At 73.2% G+C, this 15605-nt stretch carries 10 protein-coding genes and 1 tRNA gene; 4 read left to right on the top strand and 7 right to left on the bottom strand.

The genetic code is table 11. From position 1 onward, the window contains the following. Positions 1-22: 22 nt before the first annotated feature. The 4 genes from BGP79_RS06120 to BGP79_RS06105 all read right to left on the bottom strand — a co-directional run bounded on the left by BGP79_RS06120 (position 23) and on the right by BGP79_RS06105 (position 5787). Positions 23-1063: an LLM class flavin-dependent oxidoreductase gene (locus tag BGP79_RS06120; RefSeq protein WP_076693716.1), complete on the bottom strand. Its 1041-nt coding sequence runs from the start codon at positions 1061-1063 to the stop codon at positions 23-25. Between the two features lie 278 nt (positions 1064-1341). Next, positions 1342-1415: transfer RNA gene (locus BGP79_RS06115), tRNA-Met, on the bottom strand. A 55-nt stretch (positions 1416-1470) separates the two neighbouring features. Beyond that, entirely contained in the window at positions 1471-4500 is a 3030-nt protein-coding gene (locus BGP79_RS06110) for a UPF0182 family protein (protein WP_369800164.1), read from the bottom strand. A gap of 111 nt (positions 4501-4611) precedes the next feature. After that, positions 4612-5787 carry a PDZ domain-containing protein gene (locus BGP79_RS06105; protein WP_233121189.1) on the bottom strand — a complete coding sequence of 392 codons (1176 nt, stop codon included), beginning with the start codon at positions 5785-5787 and terminating at the stop codon, positions 4612-4614. A 348-nt stretch (positions 5788-6135) separates the two neighbouring features. Between BGP79_RS06105 and BGP79_RS06100 the strand changes: the two genes are divergently transcribed. From BGP79_RS06100 to BGP79_RS06090, 3 genes are all read left to right on the top strand, one after another. Further along, the gene (locus tag BGP79_RS06100) at positions 6136-7698 is read left to right on the top strand and encodes a zinc-dependent metalloprotease (protein ID WP_076693715.1); all 1563 of its coding nucleotides are present in this window, start codon (positions 6136-6138) and stop codon (positions 7696-7698) included. Positions 7699-7874: 176 nt separating this feature from the next. Continuing rightward, positions 7875-9443 (top strand): succinic semialdehyde dehydrogenase, encoded by a 1569-nt coding sequence (locus tag BGP79_RS06095; RefSeq protein WP_083701615.1) that lies wholly within the window; start codon positions 7875-7877, stop codon positions 9441-9443. Between the two features lie 77 nt (positions 9444-9520). After that, positions 9521-10360, top strand: a complete 840-nt coding sequence (locus BGP79_RS06090; RefSeq protein ID WP_076693714.1) for an SDR family oxidoreductase — start codon at positions 9521-9523, stop codon at positions 10358-10360. 77 nt (positions 10361-10437) lie between these two features. Here the strand turns inward: BGP79_RS06090 and BGP79_RS06085 are convergent, their stop codons facing one another. Beyond that, a complete protein-coding gene (locus tag BGP79_RS06085; protein ID WP_233121187.1) occupies positions 10438-11073 on the bottom strand; it encodes a M48 family metallopeptidase in 636 nt (211 codons plus the stop codon). Between the two features lie 159 nt (positions 11074-11232). Here BGP79_RS06085 and BGP79_RS06080 point away from each other — a divergent pair, with 159 nt between their 5' ends. Then, positions 11233-12306 (top strand): ThiF family adenylyltransferase, encoded by a 1074-nt coding sequence (locus BGP79_RS06080; protein ID WP_076693712.1) that lies wholly within the window; start codon positions 11233-11235, stop codon positions 12304-12306. Here the strand turns inward: BGP79_RS06080 and BGP79_RS06075 are convergent. Together BGP79_RS06075 and nudC are read right to left on the bottom strand one after the other, a co-directional pair. After that, positions 12267-14429, bottom strand: coding sequence for an ATP-dependent DNA helicase UvrD2 (locus BGP79_RS06075; protein WP_076693711.1), 2163 nt, complete (start codon positions 14427-14429; stop codon positions 12267-12269). The two genes, BGP79_RS06080 and BGP79_RS06075, sit on opposite strands and share 40 nt — an antisense overlap. Then, positions 14426-15469 (bottom strand): NAD(+) diphosphatase, encoded by a 1044-nt coding sequence (gene nudC, locus BGP79_RS06070; protein ID WP_083701614.1) that lies wholly within the window; start codon positions 15467-15469, stop codon positions 14426-14428. Before nudC ends, BGP79_RS06075 begins: the two co-directional genes overlap by 4 nt. Between the last annotated feature and the right edge of the window lie 136 nt (positions 15470-15605).

Here is a 15605-nt window from a genome sequence, read left to right as displayed (position 1 = left end):
GGACGGGTGCCCGACTGGCGGGTCAGGCGGACGCGCTCCAGCCCAGCTGCGGAGCGATGGACGTGGCGACGGTCTCCAGCACGCGGGCGTGGGCGGCCTCCCCGCCCGGTGCGGGCAGGGTGACGCTGATGGTCGTGGCCTCGGCCAGCGCGGGGTCGCGGGAGAGCCCGTCGACGATCTCGTCGACCGAGCCGGCATGGATCCGGCTGAACTGGATGGGCGCACCGCCCTGGCGGGGCCGGCCCCGCTCATCCATCCGGCTGGTGTAGAAGTCGAGGAAGCCGCGGTGCGCCTCCCGGTCCGCGGCGCTGAGCAGGGGCAGCACGATGCGCCCGACGGCGATCCGCGGATCGCGCAGGCATCGTCCTGACGCCGCCGCGGCCGCCGCGCGCGCCTGACGGTACGCGTGGACCTGGTCCGCCTGTCCCTCCTCGAAGGTGCTGCCGGTGTCCTCGCTGTTCAGCGTGGACAGCTGCAGGTCCATGCCCTGCTCCCCCGCCCGGCGGGCGCTCCGTACGCTTCCCGGACCGTACCAGACCCGGTCCGCCAGCCCCGGGGCGTGCGGGGTCACCCGCAGGTCGGTGCCGGCGGGCAGCGTGGAGAACGGGCCGGCGGCGTGAGCCACCGGCTGACCGGCCAGGGCACACCGGAAGCGACGGATCCGTTCCTGCGCCTCGCCGTCGAAACCGCGGTGTGTGGTGCCGAACACCTCGTCGAGCACGCCGGCCAGGGGGGCGATGCCGCCGCTCAGGCCCAGCTCCAGCCGGCCGCCGCTGAGCAGGTCCACGGTCGCGGCGTCCTCGGCGGTCCGGATGGGATCCTCGTAGCGCATCGGCAGCACGCCGGTGCCCAGGTGCATTCGCTCGGTGACCTGAGCGACGGCGGTCAGGAAGGTCAGCGGCGAGGAGAGGAACGGCTCGAAATGGCGCACCCGCACCCACCCGGAGTCGTATCCCAGCTCCTCGGCGTGCCGGAACTGCCGGATCCCCCGCCGCAGGGCCTCCCCCGGGTCGCCGTCGTCATCGGGCACGAAGCTGAGGAAGGCGAGCTCGCGGGAGGTCATGGCTTCACCGTAATCGGACGACCACCCACACCCCCGCTCCCCGCGACGGCGGATGACGAGCGACGAGACCGTCGCGCCGACCGCGAGGATCCGGCTCGGGCGGAAGGGGGACGTGTCGACCCAGCGAGCTCTGCGAGCGCCGGGAGATCCAGTCCCCCGTGCCCGAGCCGGACCCTCGCACTCCAGCCAAAGGCACCCCAGCCGAACGGAGCCGAGCCGAGACAAACACCAGGCAAAAGCAAAGGCCCCCGATCCAGTGGATCGGGGGCCTTCTCTCGTTGCGGGGGCGGGATTTGAACCCGCGGCCTCTGGGTTATGAGCCCAGCGAGCTACCGAACTGCTCCACCCCGCGTCGCACTGACAACTCTACCGCGACGCGGGGGACGGACCAAATCGAGCGGCTCCCGTCAGGGGCTGGGCGTGGCCGCGGGGGTGGACGACGCCGACGCGGACGGGCTGGGCGACGCCGTCGCACCGGCCGACGGCGAGGCGGTCGCCCCCTTGCCGAGGTCGTTCTCCGCCTGGATCGCCCGTCCGAGCGCCTCGGTCACCTTCTTCTGCGCGGCACCGTAGGCGGCGAAGTCGCCCTTGGTGAGGGCCTGCTGGCCCTGCTTGACGGCGGCGTCGGCGTCGGCGAGGGCCTGCTTGAGCTGCGCCTGCGCGCTCACGCTCGTCCCGCCGCTGCCCTGACCGGACGAACTGCTCCCGGTACCGCCCGATGTCTTGCCCGCGTTCGCCGAGTCGCCCGCGGCCGCACCGGAGTTGCCGCCGAACAGCTGGTCCAGCGCCTCGTCGAGCGTCGGCGCGAACCCGACCTTCTCGCCGAAGCCCACGAGCACGCGCTGCAGCGACGGGTACGAGGTCTCCCCGCTGGACTGCACGTACACCGGCTGGACGTACAGCATGCCGCCGCCCACGGGCAGGGTGAGCAGGTTGCCGTTGAGCACACTGGAGGCGCCCTGCCGCAGCAGGTTCAGCGTCTGGGACACCGTCGGGTCCGAGTTGAACCGGTTCTGCACCTGGCCGGGGCCGGGGATCGACCCCGACTTGGGCAGGTTGAGCAACTGGAGCTTGCCGTAGTCCGGTGACTTCACGCCCGCCTTGCTGCCGGCGTCACCGTTCGCGGACAGGTACCCGTAGAGCACGTTGCGCGGGGTCTCCCCCGGCCTGGTCTGCGGGATGAACGAGGACGTGAGGCTGAACGACGGCTTGTCGGAGCCCGGGACCTGCAGCGACAGGTAGTACGGCGGCTGCGGCACAGCGGCGGAGCTGGTCGGGTCGTTCGGCACCGACCACACGTCGTTCTGCTGGTAGAAGTCGACCGCGTTGGTGACGTGGTAGCTGGCGAGCAGCCCGCGCTGGACCTTGAACAGGTCCTCCGGGTACCGCACGTGCGCCATCAGCTGGGCCGACATCTCGCTGTACGGCTTCAGCGTGGTCGGGAAGACCTTCTGCCAGGCCTTCAGCAGCGGGTCCTGGTCGTCCCACGCGTACAGGTCCACGGACCCGTCGTACGCGTCGACCGTCGCCTTGACCGAGTTGCGAATGTAGTTGACGTTGTTCGCCGGCAGCGCGGCCACCCGACCGTCCGCGGTCTGCGAGTCGCGGGTGACGTTGTCGAGCTGCTGCTGCTGCGAGTACGGGAAGGCCGAGCTGGTCGTGTACCCGTCGACGATCCACTTGACCCGGCCGTCGATGATCGCCGGGTACGGCTTGCCGTCCACCGTCAGGTACGGCGCCAGCTTCTGCACCCGGTCCCGCGGGTCCCGGTCGTAGAGGATCTGCGAGTCGCCGTTCACGGCGTCGGAGAGCAGCAGGTCCGAGGACTGGAACTTCAGCGAGTACAGCAGCTTGTTGAAGAACGAGCCCAGGCTCGGGCCGCCGTTGCCCGTGAAGGTGTTGAAGGTGTCCTCCGTCGAGCCCTGCTGCTGGGGCCGGTCCAGCTCCCGCGGGGACGAGTTCTCCGGGCCGCCCACGATCGAGTACTCCGGCGAGTTCTCGCCGAAGTAGATCCGCGGCTCGTAGGTCTCGTCGTTGCCCAGGGTGCCGCTGCTGGGGATGCCGGCGAGGAGGAACTCGGGCTTGCCGTCGGCGGCGACCCGGTTGCCGGCCGCGGCGACGACGCCGTAGCCGTGCGTGTAGACGATGTGCTGGTTGTACCAGCCGGAGATGTTGTCCGGGCGCAGTTCGCGCACGGCCACCACGGTGTCCTGCGTCTTGCCGTCCACCGGGTACCGGTCGACGTCGAGCAGGCCGGAGAACTGGTAGTAGGGCCGGAACTGCTCGAGCTGGGAGAAGGCCGCCGAGATCAGGTTCGGGTCGAGCAGGCGGATGCTCGCCGTGGTCTGCGCGTCCTGGCGCAGCGCCCCGGCGCTGGTGTTGGTGGTCGCCTTGTACTCCTCGGACTTCACCGCGTCCAGCCCGTACGCCTTGCGGGTCATGTCGATGTTCCGCTGGATGTAGGGCTGCTCGAAGGTCTGCTCCGACGGGGTCACCTGGAACCGCTGCACCACCCACGGGTACACGCCGCCGGCGAGGATCGCGGTGATGATCAGCCCGACGGTGCCGATCAGCGGCAGCCGCCAGCGGCCGATGACGGCGGCGACGACGAACAGCACGGCCACGATGAGCGCGGCGATCGCGAGCACGGACTTGGTGGGGATGACGGCGTTGACGTCGGTGTACAGCGCGCCCGCGACACGACCGGAGTTGTTCTGCAGGGTGCTGTACCGGTCGAGCCAGAAGTTGGCGCCCTGCAGCAGCAGGAACGCGGCGGCGACGACGGCGATGTGGATGCGCGCCGGGCGGGACACGGCCACGCCGTGCTCGTGCACCCGGATGCCGCCGTAGAGGTAGTGGGTGACGATGCCGAGGACGCCGGCGACGAGGACGACGCTGATCAGCAGGCCGGAGAGGAAGCCGAGGAACGGCAGCGTGTTGAGGTAGAAGCTGTAGTCCAGGCCGAACTGCGGGTCGGTCTGCCCGAACGGGACCTGGTTGAAGAACAGCAGGATCCGCTGCCACTGGGAGGCCGCGGCCGTGCCCGCGAAGATGCCGAAGACGATCGGCACGCCGACCATCGCGAGCCGGCGCACCGGTTCGAAGTTCGCCTGGTAGCGGGCGAGGTTGTCCGGCGTGCTCTCGTCCGGGGCGTAGACCGGGCGGCTCCGGTAGGCCACGGCCATGCTCGCGTACACGCCGATGGCCATCACGAGCGCGGCGGCGAGGAACACGCCGACCCGGGTCAGGTTCTCCTTGAGGAACACCTCGAGGTAGCCGAGCTGGCTGTACCAGAGCACGTCCGTGTACACCTGGCTGAGCAGCACGATGGCCGCGATGACGACCGCGACGATGATGATCGTAGGTATCAGGGCGGATCGGCGCCGCCCGGATCGGGGTCGGCTCTGACGTGGCTGGGGGGTTGATCCGAAAGTCACTGCGATCCTTGATGTCGAGGCGACGCCGGGTTCGGGTCGTCCTGGTCACATTCTGCCCGTGCGGCGGGCTCAGCTCCAAGCCACAGCGACGCCGTCCGCGGTCGGCGGAGACTACCCGCAGCGGGGCAGCGCGTCGACGTCCCCACCGGAAGCCGCCGTCTCGACCGCGCGCACCGCGTCGTCGAGCGTGTCCACCCGCACCACCCGCAGCCCGTCCGGGATGTGCCCGACGACGTCGGAGCAGTTCGCGCCCGGGGCGAGGAAGACCTGGGCGCCCTCGTCGTGGGCGCCCACCATCTTCTGCGCGATGCCGCCGATCGCCCCGACGGTGCCGTCGGAGCTGATGGTGCCGGTGCCGGCGACATGCCGGCCGCCGGTGAGCGGGCCCGGCGTGATCGTGTCGATGATCCCGAGGGCGAACATCATGCCCGCGCTGGGTCCGCCGACGTTGTCCAGGGCGATGGTGACGGAGAACGGGAAGCGGTAGGTGGCCGCGAGCGCGACCCCGAGCTGCCAGTTACCCGACGCCCCGCGGGCCGGGGTGACGCTGACGGTGCGGGTGGTCCCGCCGTTGCGCACCTGCAGGGCGACGGGCTTGCCGGCCGCCGCGCCCACGGCGGAGCGGACGTCCTCGATGCCGTTCACCGCGCGGCCGGCCACCTTCTCCACGACGTCGCCGTCGCGCAGCCGGCCGCTGGCCGGGGTGTCGTCGACGACCTGAGCGACGGTGAGGGTGCGGGTGAAGGCGATCTTCTCGTGCGAGAGCGCCGCGGCGATGGCCTCCTGCTGCGAGCTCGTCATCGCCGCGGAGTTGGACTGCTCGACCTGCTCGGTCGTCACGTCCGGCGGGTAGAGCAGCTCGGTGGGCACCACGGACCGGGTCGGGTCGAGCCACGCGCCGAGCGCGCCCACGGCCGTCAGGGCGCCGTTCGGTCCCCCGTTGACGTACACGGTGGTCAGGTCGAGATTGCCGGTCGTCGGGTAGCTGGTGTGCCCGGACACGGAGATCAGCCGGTGCCCGTCCACGGTGCCGACCGTGTTGAACGTGGGCCCGGGTGACTCGGCGACGAACGGCGCGGGCAGGGCCAGGGCGAGCGCCCCGCAGAGCACGGCGACCGTGGTGCTGACGCCGAGGGTCGTCACGCGCCGCCGCGGCGGACGGCCGTCCGGTCCGGGTGCCGTGGTCCGGGTACGGTTCCGCAGCCCGCGGAGAGGACCGCCGCGCACGCCGTCGGCGTCGTCCGGCGCGGCGGCCGGGCTCGCCCCGGACTGCTGATCGCTGCTCACGGGGGTGGTTCCTCATCTGCGCCGGTGATCGGCTTCCCCGCGCCCGGATGGTCGGCACGGCTGCTCAGCGCACCCCACAGGGTACCGCCCGGATCGAGGAGCGGGCTGGTGGCCGGATCGCGGCGCGGCTCCGCCCGCGGCGAACGGACGCGCGACGGGCAGACACCGTGCAGCGCCGCAGGTAACGTGAACGCATCGGACCCGGGGTGCCGGATGCGGTCGTCCACCCGTCCCGGGCCCACCACCGGCAGGAACCGCCACGGCGTCGTCGACGGCGGAGACCTCCCGGCAGCACCAGATCCCGGTGGGCCGCCGCCCGCCACGACCGGACACGAGGACGGTACCCCCATGAGTTCCCAGCACGGCAACGACGACGACACCCCGCAGGATCCGCTGTCGGAGATGCTGTCCAAGCTGCTCGGCGGCAACCTCGAGGGCTTCGACCCGGCCGAGCTGGCCCGCGCCGCCGGCATGCCGTCCGACCCCAACACCCTGGCCATGATGTTCCAGCAGGTGCAGGCCATGATGAGCTCCTCCGGAGACGCCCCCGTGAACTGGCAGCTGGCACACGAGAGCGCCCGCCGCGGTGCCGCCTCCGGCGCCGACCCCTCCGTCTCCACCGCGCAGCGCCGGGACGTCGAGGAAGCACTGCGGGTCGCCGAGCTGTGGCTGGACCCGGTCACCGACTTCCCGGGCACGGGCCTGACCGGCCGGGCGTGGTCCCGCGCCGAGTGGGTCGAGGCCACGATGGACACCTGGAAGCAGATGACCGAACCGGTCGCGAACAGCATCGCCACCGCCCTGACCCAGGCCATGACGGAGCAGCTGCCCGAGGAGATGGCGGGCATGATGGGCGGCGCCGGCTCCATGATCCGCAACCTCGGTGGCGCGCTGTTCGGCATGCAGCTGGGGCACGCCGTGGGTGAACTGTCCGGCGACGTGGTCTCCGCGTCCGAGATCGGCATCCCGCTCGCCGAGGGCACCATGGCCCTGCTGCCCGCCAACGTGGCCTCCTTCGGAGAGGGACTGGACATCGACGAGTCCCAGGTGCGGCTCTACCTCGCCGTGCGCGAGGCCGCGCACGCGCGGCTGTTCGTGCACGTCCCGTGGCTGCGCTCGCACGTGCTCGGCATCATCGGCAGCTACGCGCGCGGCATCCACATCGACACCTCCCGGATCGAGGAGGCCGCCCGCCAGATCGACCCGTCGAAACCCGAGTCGGTACAGGAGGCGCTCTCCGGCGGCATGTTCACTCCCGAGCGCACCCCCGCGCAGGAGGCGGCGCTGGCCCGGCTCGAGACCGCGCTGGCCCTGATCGAGGGCTGGGTGGACGAGGCGACCGCCGCCGCGACGACGAACCTGCCCGCCGCCGCGGCGCTGCGCGAGGTCGTCCGCCGCCGGCGCGCGACCGGCGGCCCCGCCGAGCAGGCCTTCTCCTCCCTCGTCGGCCTCGAACTGCGACCCCGCCGGCTGCGGGACGCGGCCGCCCTGTGGGCGGCGCTGGCGCAGGAGCGTGGGACCGAGGGCCGCGACGCGGTCTGGGCGCACCCGGACCTGCTGCCCACCCCCGAGGACCTCGACCACCCCGCCGACTTCACCGCCCGCAGCCAGCAGCGTGCCGCGGCCGACGCGGACGTCGACGCCGCGCTGGAGAAACTGCTCGCGGGCGGTTTCGACGAGAAGCCGGCCTCCGCCGACGACGCGGTCGCCACCGACGAGGGCGAGCTGCCCGATCAGGAGTCCCTGTTCGAGGTCGACCCCGACGCCGCGGACGGCACCGACACGAGGCCCGCGACCGACACGGGCGCCGCGGCCGGAGGCTCGGGATCCGGCAGCTCCGGTGACCGCGACGACGAGGACCACGGCAACGGCGACGACCAGGGGAACGGTGGGGACCGGCCCCGGGCCTGACATCACTGTCCTGATGCTCCTGTTCTGACGGTCCTGTTCTCACGGGCCCGGCCGGCATCGCTGCCGGCCGGGCTCCCGCCGACGGTCTCCGGAGATCTGGTGCGATCGACGTTGCCGTCCAGTGACCTCTGGTCAGCGCACCAGATCCGGCACCACCGATCGCAGGAGTGTTCCCCATGTCCGCCAGCCCCGTCGCCACGCCCGCTCCGCCGAATCAGACGACTCCCACCATCCCGGTCGCGGCGCTCACGCGCCTGCTCACCGGGACCGGCGAGTCGGTTGCGGTCCGCGCCCCCGGCAACGACACCGAGCTCGGCGTCGTCCCCACGCAGCGCGAGGACGAGGTGGCGCACGTGGTGGCGAGCGCCCGCGCCGCGCAGCGCGAGTGGGTCCGGTGGCCGGCGCGGGAGCGCGCCCGCGTGATCCGCCGGTTCAGCGAACTCGTCCACCAGCAGCGCGAGGCGATCCTCGACGTCATCCAGGCCGAGACCGGCAAGTCCCGTGTGCACGCGCTCGAGGAGGTCATCGACGTCGTCCTCGGCGCCGCGCACGACGCGCGGACGGCCCCCGCCGCCCTGCGGGACCGGGGACGCGGGGGCGCTTTCCCGGTCCTGACCCGGGCGACGGAGGTGCGCCACCCCAAGGGAGTGGTCGGCGTCATCGCCCCCTGGAACTACCCGTTCACCCTCGCCGCGACCGACGCCGTACCGGCCCTGCTGGCGGGCAACGCGGTGGTCATCAAGCCGGACGCCCAGACCCCGTTCAGCGCGCTGACCGTCCTCCGGCTGCTGCGTGAGGCCGGCCTGCCCGACGGCGTGATGCAGGTGGTGACCGGGCCGGGCGAGACGATCGGACCGGCCCTCATCGACGTCGTCGACTTCGTCATGTTCACCGGTTCGACCGCCACCGGGACCACCGTCGCCCAGCGGTGCGCGTCCCGGCTGATCGGCTGCTCCGCGGAACTGGGCGGGAAGAATCCGCTGCTCGTGCTCGAGGACGCCGACGTCGACCGCGCCGCCGAGGGCGCAGTGCGGGCGAGCTTCTCCAACGCCGGTCAGCTCTGCATCAGCATCGAGCGCATCTACGTGGCCGAGCCGCTCGCGGACCGGTTCACCGCCGCGATGGTGGCGGCCACCTCACGGCTGCGGCTCGGCGTGGGGTACTCCTGGGACCTCGACGTCGGATCCCTGGTCTCGGCCACCCAGCTGGAGCGGGTGCAGCGGCACGTGGACGACGCCGTCGCCCGCGGCGCCAGGGTGCTAGCCGGGGGCCGCGCCCGGCCCGACCTCGGTCCGTACGTGTTCGAGCCCACCGTCCTGACCGAGGTCCCCGAGGACGCGCTGCTGGCTCGCGAGGAGACGTTCGGTCCGGTCGTGAGCATCACCGTCACCCGCGACGACGACGAGTCGGTCGCGCGCGCCAACGACAGCATCTACGGACTCAACGCGAGCGTGTGGGGCTCGGCCCACCGGGGTGAACGCGTCGCCCGGCGCCTGGCCGTCGGCACGGTCAACGTCAACGAGGGCTACGCGGCCGCCTGGGCGTCCCACGCCGCGCCGATGGGCGGCTGGAAGTCCTCCGGCCTCGGCCGCCGGCACGGCCGCGAGGGCCTGCTCAAATACACGGAGGCGCAGACCGTCGCCACCCAGCGGCTGCTGCCGATCGCGCCGTGGCCGGGGATGAGCAACGCCCAGTACGCGCGCTTCATCGGTGCCGCGGCCGGGGTGCTGCGCCGCGTGCGCTGACCGATCCGCTGTCCGACCCCGACCAATCCCGCCCCACCCCGCCCCACCCCGCCCCGCCCGATTGACGGAGGAGACCCATGACTCGAGGCCAGCACCTGGACGGCGGCCGCGTCCTCATCACCGGCGGCGGTTCCGGCATCGGACGCCGGATGGCGCTCGAGGCGGCGCGGCGCGGCGCCCACGTGATCATCTGGGACCTCTCCGCCCCGGCCGCGGAGACGGTCTGCGCGCAGATCACCGCGGCCGGCGGGACCGCCCGGCACCAGACCGTCGACGTCGCCGACCGGGACGTGGTCGATGAGGCCGCCGCGACGCTCATCGCCGACGTGGGCGGCGTCGACGTCGTGATCAACAACGCGGGCATCGTCTCCGGCACCCGGTTGCTCGACACGCCGGCGGCCGCCATCGAGCGCACCTTCGACGTCAACGTGCTCGCCCTCTACTGGGTCACGCGGGCGTTCCTGCCCGGCATGATCGAGCGCCGCCGCGGCACGGTCGTCACGATCGCCAGCGCCGCCGGGCTGGTGGGCGTCGCGCGGCAGACCGACTACTCGGCCAGCAAATGGGCGGCCGTCGGCTTCACCGAGTCGCTGCGCAACGAACTGCGTGCCGACGGACACCCGGTCGCCACCCTGACCGTGTGCCCGTACTACATCGACACGGGCATGTTCGCGGGCGTCACCACGCGCTTCCCGCGCCTGCTGCCGATCCTCCAGGAGGACGACGTCGCCCGCCGCACCATCGAGGCGATCGAGCGGGGCCGCGAACAGCTGATCATGCCGGCGCTCGTGGCGACGCTGCCCGGCCTGCGGCTGCTTCCGACCCGGCTCTTCGACCGGATCAATGACGTCCTCGGCGTCAACGCGACCATGGACCACTTCACCGGTCGCGTCGGCACCCCCGCCCGCCGCGGCTGAGTCGCTCGTCCTGAGTCGCTCGTCCTGCGCGGCTCGGCCTGCACGGGTCAGTCCGGCGCGGGTCAGTCCTGCGCGGCTCAGTCCTCGGCGTGCTCGCCGGTCAGGCCGCGCCGGGCGGCGAAGCTCGCCCCCTCGAGGAACGCCTTCGCCTCGGCCAGCCGCGGGTAGCCGGCCAGGAGCGCCTGGAACCGTGGCCCGTGGCCGGCCTCGATGAGGTGGGCCAGCTCGTGCAGCAGCACGTAGTCGATCACCCAGTCCGGCATGCCCTGCAACTGGGTGGAGAGCCGGATGGTGCCCCGGCTCGGCGTCGCCGATCCCCACCGGGTGCTCTGGTTGGCGACCCACCGGATCGACGTCGGTCGGGCCCTTCCACTCAGGTGCCGACGGGACAGGGCCTCGGCGCGCGCGACCAGCCCCTCGGGCCCGTGCTCGGTGGCCTGCCGGTCGCGCTGCGCGGTCAGCCGCGCCACCATCGTCTCGACCCAGGCCTTCTCCTGCGCGGCCGTACCCGACGCCGGTACGGAGACGACGATCCGGCCGTCCTGCCAGACGGCGCTGATGGTCCGCCGCCGGCGAGCGGAGCGGCGCACCTCGACGGGCGGCCGGTCGGCGCTCGCCCCGGCGGCCGGGGACGCGGAGTCGTCCGGAGCCGCGGACGAGCGACCGGGCTCGCGGGGCGTCGGCGACGCGGGGGAAGGGCGCGGTGGGGTCACAGCGCCACCGTATCGCCCTGTTCCGACCGGTCCCGCCACCCCTGTGGACAAACCCGCGGCCTGGCGGCCGGCCCTGTGACAGGCTGACCGGCACATCACGGGAGCGGCCGATGCGGGCGCCTCCCGGACGGGGGCCGAGCGGGTGATCGGGGGCGGATCGTGCACATCAATCCGGGGCTGCGTGTGCTGCGTCGCGGCCGGTCCAGCATGCAGGTCGGCCTGGACGGCGGCCTCGTGCTGGACGGGCTGACCGACGGGGACTGCGCGCTCATCGCGGGCCTGCGCACCGACCGGGACGGTGCCGCCATCGCCGCCCTCGCTCGCCGGTACGGCGTCGAGCACCGTCGCGTGGCCGAACTGCTGGACGCGCTCGACCCGGTGCTCCTGCCGTCGCCGGAACGGACCGGCGGCCTGCGGGCGGACCGGCTCACCGGGGAACTGGGGCAGTTGCGCGCGATCCACCACCGCCACGCCGCGGCCGTGCTCGCCCGCCGGGCGGCCGCCGTCGTGCGCGTGCACGGGACGGGTGCACTGGCGACGGCGGTGCTGACCGGGCTCGCGGGGGCAGGCATCGGCCGGCTGGTGCACGACGACGGTCCCCCGGTCTCGGCGGCGGAGATCGGTCCGGGCGGGGTCGGCCTGGCCCACCTCGGGCTGGACCGCCGGGTGGCGCTGCGCCAGGCGGTGCGATCGGTCGCCCCGGACGCGGCGATCGAGTGCGTGATCGCCGAGGCGGGCCGGACGGCCACGATGCTGCCGGACGGATCCGTCGACCTGGTGGTGCTGACGGCGGCCGACGCGCTGCCTCCCGCGCTGCTCGACGCCGCCGCGCAGGCCAGCGCGGTCCTGCCGGTGGTCGCCCGGGAGCGTGACCACATCGTCGGTCCCCTCGTGGTGACCGGGGTGACCGCCTGCCTGGCGTGCCAGGACCGGCACCGCACGGATGCGGACCCGGCGTGGCCGTCGATCCGAGACCAGCTGGTCACGGCCACGGTCGGCCCGTCGGCGGCGACGTCGTTCGTCCCGGCCACCGCCGCCCTGGCGGTGGTGCAGGCGCTGGCGTTCCTCGACGGGGAGCACCGGCCGGCCGCCTGGTCCGCCGAACTGGTGCTCCGGGTGGCGGACGGCCGCGTCGGGCGTCACCCGTGCCGGCCGCATCCGGCGTGCGCGTGTTCCGGTGCGCCGGTGGCCGGTCAGGAGGCGGCCAGCACCTCGAGCACGGCCTGGCCGTAGCGTTCCAGCTTGGCAGGCCCGACGCCGGTGATGCCGGCCAGCTCGTCGGCGCTGCTCGGCATCCGCTCGGCGATGGCCATCAGGGTGGCGTCGGTGAACACCACGTACGCCGGTACGGAGCCCTGCTTCGCGGTGTCGCTGCGCCAGGTGCGCAGCGCCTCGAAGACCTTCTCCTCGTACCCGGGCGGGCACGTGGCGCACCGCCCGGTCTTGCGTTCGGCGCCCGTGGTCAGCACCGTGCCGCAGACCCGGCAGTGCAGCACGGCGGGGGCCTTCCGCCGGGGCGCCGAGGCGCGAGCTGCACCGGCCGCGCGGGACCGGGTCGCGGCCGGGGCGAGCCCGTCCAGGAACCGGGACGCCGACCGGTGCCCGCGGCCACCGGGGCTGCGCGCCAGGGACCAGCTCAGGGCGAGATGACGCCGCGCCCGGGTGATGCCCACGTAGAGCAACCGGCGTTCTTCGTCGATCTCGGCCTGGTCCTCCGCGAAGGTGATCGGCATCAGGCCCTCGGTCAGGCCCGTGAGGAAGACCGCGTCCCACTCCAGGCCCTTCGCGGAGTGCAGGGAGGCCAGGGTGACGCCGTCCACGGTCGGGGCGTGCTGCGACGCGGCCCGCTCGTCGAGCTCACGCACCAGGTCACCCAGCTCGAACCGCCGGCCGTGCGCCGCGCGCTCGTCCGCCAGTTCGGTCGCGAGGGAGACGAGCGCGGCGAGGGACTCCCACCGTTCCCGCACGGCTCCGCCCTGGCTCGGCGCCTCGTCCTGGTAGCCCAGGGAGGAGAGCACGTCCTTGACGGTGGCCGGCACGTCCGACGCGGTGCCGGCATCCGTCTCCGCCGCGTCGGGCCCGGCGGTGCCGTCGACGGCACGGGCCGCCGCGCGCAGCTGCAGGATCGCCTCCCGCACCTCCCGTCGCGCGAAGAATCGCTCGCCGCCGCGCAGCTGGTAGCCGATGGACGCCGCCGCGAGGGCCTGCTCGAACGCCTGCGACTGGCCGTTGGTGCGGAACAGGACCGCGATCTGACTGGCGGGCACGCCCGAGGAGATCAGGCTGCCGATCCGGGCGGCGACCCCGGCGGCCTCTGCCTCGTCGTCGGGGTACTCGGTGAACTGGGGGTCCGGGCCCTCCCCCGGCTGGGAGACCAGGTGCAGCGGCTCGCTCCAGGTGCCGCCCGCGGAACCCCCGCGCCGGGCCATGAGCAGTCGGTTCGCGAGGGAGACGACGGGCTCGGTGGAGCGGTAGTTGCGGACCAGCTCGACGACCTGCGCCTCCGGGTAGCGACTGCGGAACTGCAGCAGGAACCGGGAGGTGGCACCGGTGAACGAGTAGATGGTCTGGCTAGCGTCGCCGACCACGCACAGGTCGTCCCGGCCGCCGAGCCACAGGTCGAGCATGCGCTGCTGGAGCGGGGAGACGTCCTGGTACTCGTCGACGACGAAGTGCCGGTACTGCTCCCGCACGGTCGCCGCGACCTTCGCGTCCTCCTGCAGGATGCCGACCGTGATGAGCAGAACGTCCTCGAAGTCGATGACGTTCCGGTCCGCCTTCACGTCCTCGTAGGACTGGAAGAGCCGGGTCATGGTGGTCGCGGAGAAGCCCCCCGGCTCGCCACGCCCGGCGGCGGAGCCCAGATAGGTGTCCGGGGTGAGCATGCTGACCTTCGCCCACTCGATCTCCGAGGCGACGTCGCGCAGGCTCGCCCGGTCCGTCGTCAGCTGCAGGCGGCGGGCCGCCTCGGCGATGAGGTTGGCCTTGTGGTCCAGCAGCCCGGGCAGCTGCCCGCCCACGGCCTGCGGCCAGAAGAACTGCAGCTGGCGCAGGGCGGCGGCGTGGAAGGTGCGCGCCTGCACGGCGGGCACACCGAGCGTGCGCAGCCGGGTCCGCATCTCGGCGGCGGCCCGCGCGGTGAAGGTCAGGGCGAGGGTGCGCTGCGGGGCGAAGGCGCCCGTGTGCACGCCGTAGGCGATCCGGTGGGTGATGGCGCGGGTCTTGCCGGTGCCCGCACCGGCAAGCACGCAGACGGGTCCCTGCAGGCTGGTGGCCACCTGCCGCTGCTCCTCGTCGAGGCCGGCGAGGATCGCCTCCGCCTCCGTGATCTCCGGGCTCTGCGGCACCGCACTCACCAGGAGCCCTCGGGTTCGGTCATCGGCTCGCCGTACCAGTGCTCGATCAGCCGGCGCGCGATGGACACCGTGCCGGGCAGCCGGACCTCGCCGGCGCCGACGGCGGCCGCCAGCTCCTGCCGCGTGAACCAGCGCAGGTCGAGGATCTCGACGCCGTCCGGGACGACGCGGGTGCCCACGGCGTGGGCGGTGTACCCGAGCATCAGGGAGCAGGGGAAGGGCCACGGCTGCGACCCGAGGTAGCGGGGCCGGTCGACGACGATGCCGGCCTCCTCCCCGATCTCTCGCACGACGGCGGCCTCGAGCGACTCGCCGGGCTCGACGAAGCCCGCCAGCGTCGAGAACCGGTTGGCGGGCCACTGGGCGGACCGGCCGAGCAGCAGCCGGTCGTCGTCGTCGATCACCGTGCAGATGATCGCCGGGTCGGTCCGCGGGAAGTGCTGGGATCCGTCGGCGGTGCACCGGCGCACCCAACCGGCCTCGGTGACCTCGGTGGCGGCGCCGCAGCGGGGGCAGTGACTGTGCACCCGGTGCCAGTGGTGCAGGGCGAGGGACTCGACGAACAGGCCGGCCTCGACGGCGTCGAGATCGTCGGCGGCGTCGCGCAGTCCGTGCCACTGTGCCCCGGGCACGATGGAGCCGGCGTGGTCGTCCTGGTACACGCCCGCGTCAGCCGGGCCGGCGGACTCGCTGCCGGGCACCGCGACGAGCACGACGTCGGTGCCGGCCGGGACCGCACCGTCCTCGGTGGTCGCGCCGAGGTAGATCGGCGGCGTGCCGTCACCCGCGGGAGGAGTGTCCAGGAGGACGAGGTGGCCGTCGCGGACCGGGGCCTGCCCGTCGCGCAGCGGCAGATAGCGGGTGGTCGGGGAGGACGCGAGGGTGTCGAACAGGCCCGGGTCGTTGCGGCGCTCCCCGCGCCGGTCCACGCCGACCCGGGAGAGCAGCAGGGTCGCGTTGACGGCGGCGGCCGGATCCTCGGGAGTGTTTCCCGCGCTGGTCGTCGCGGCCGGGGTCGGAGAAGGCTCGCTCGTCGTCATGCTCCTACCGTACGCAGGCACGCCGACAGAACGCATACCGCAGGACCGCCCGGTGGACGGGATCTCGGTCACGCGCAGGGGCGACTCGCCGCTGCTGCGCGTGGGCGTCACCGGCCGGTCGGCATACGGTGGAGGG

The organism is Tersicoccus sp. Bi-70, assembly GCF_001968825.1.
Taxonomy (GTDB): domain Bacteria; phylum Actinomycetota; class Actinomycetes; order Actinomycetales; family Micrococcaceae; genus Tersicoccus.
The sequence above is the reverse complement of the archived record's forward strand: the minus strand, read 5'-3'. Positions and strand labels throughout refer to the sequence as shown.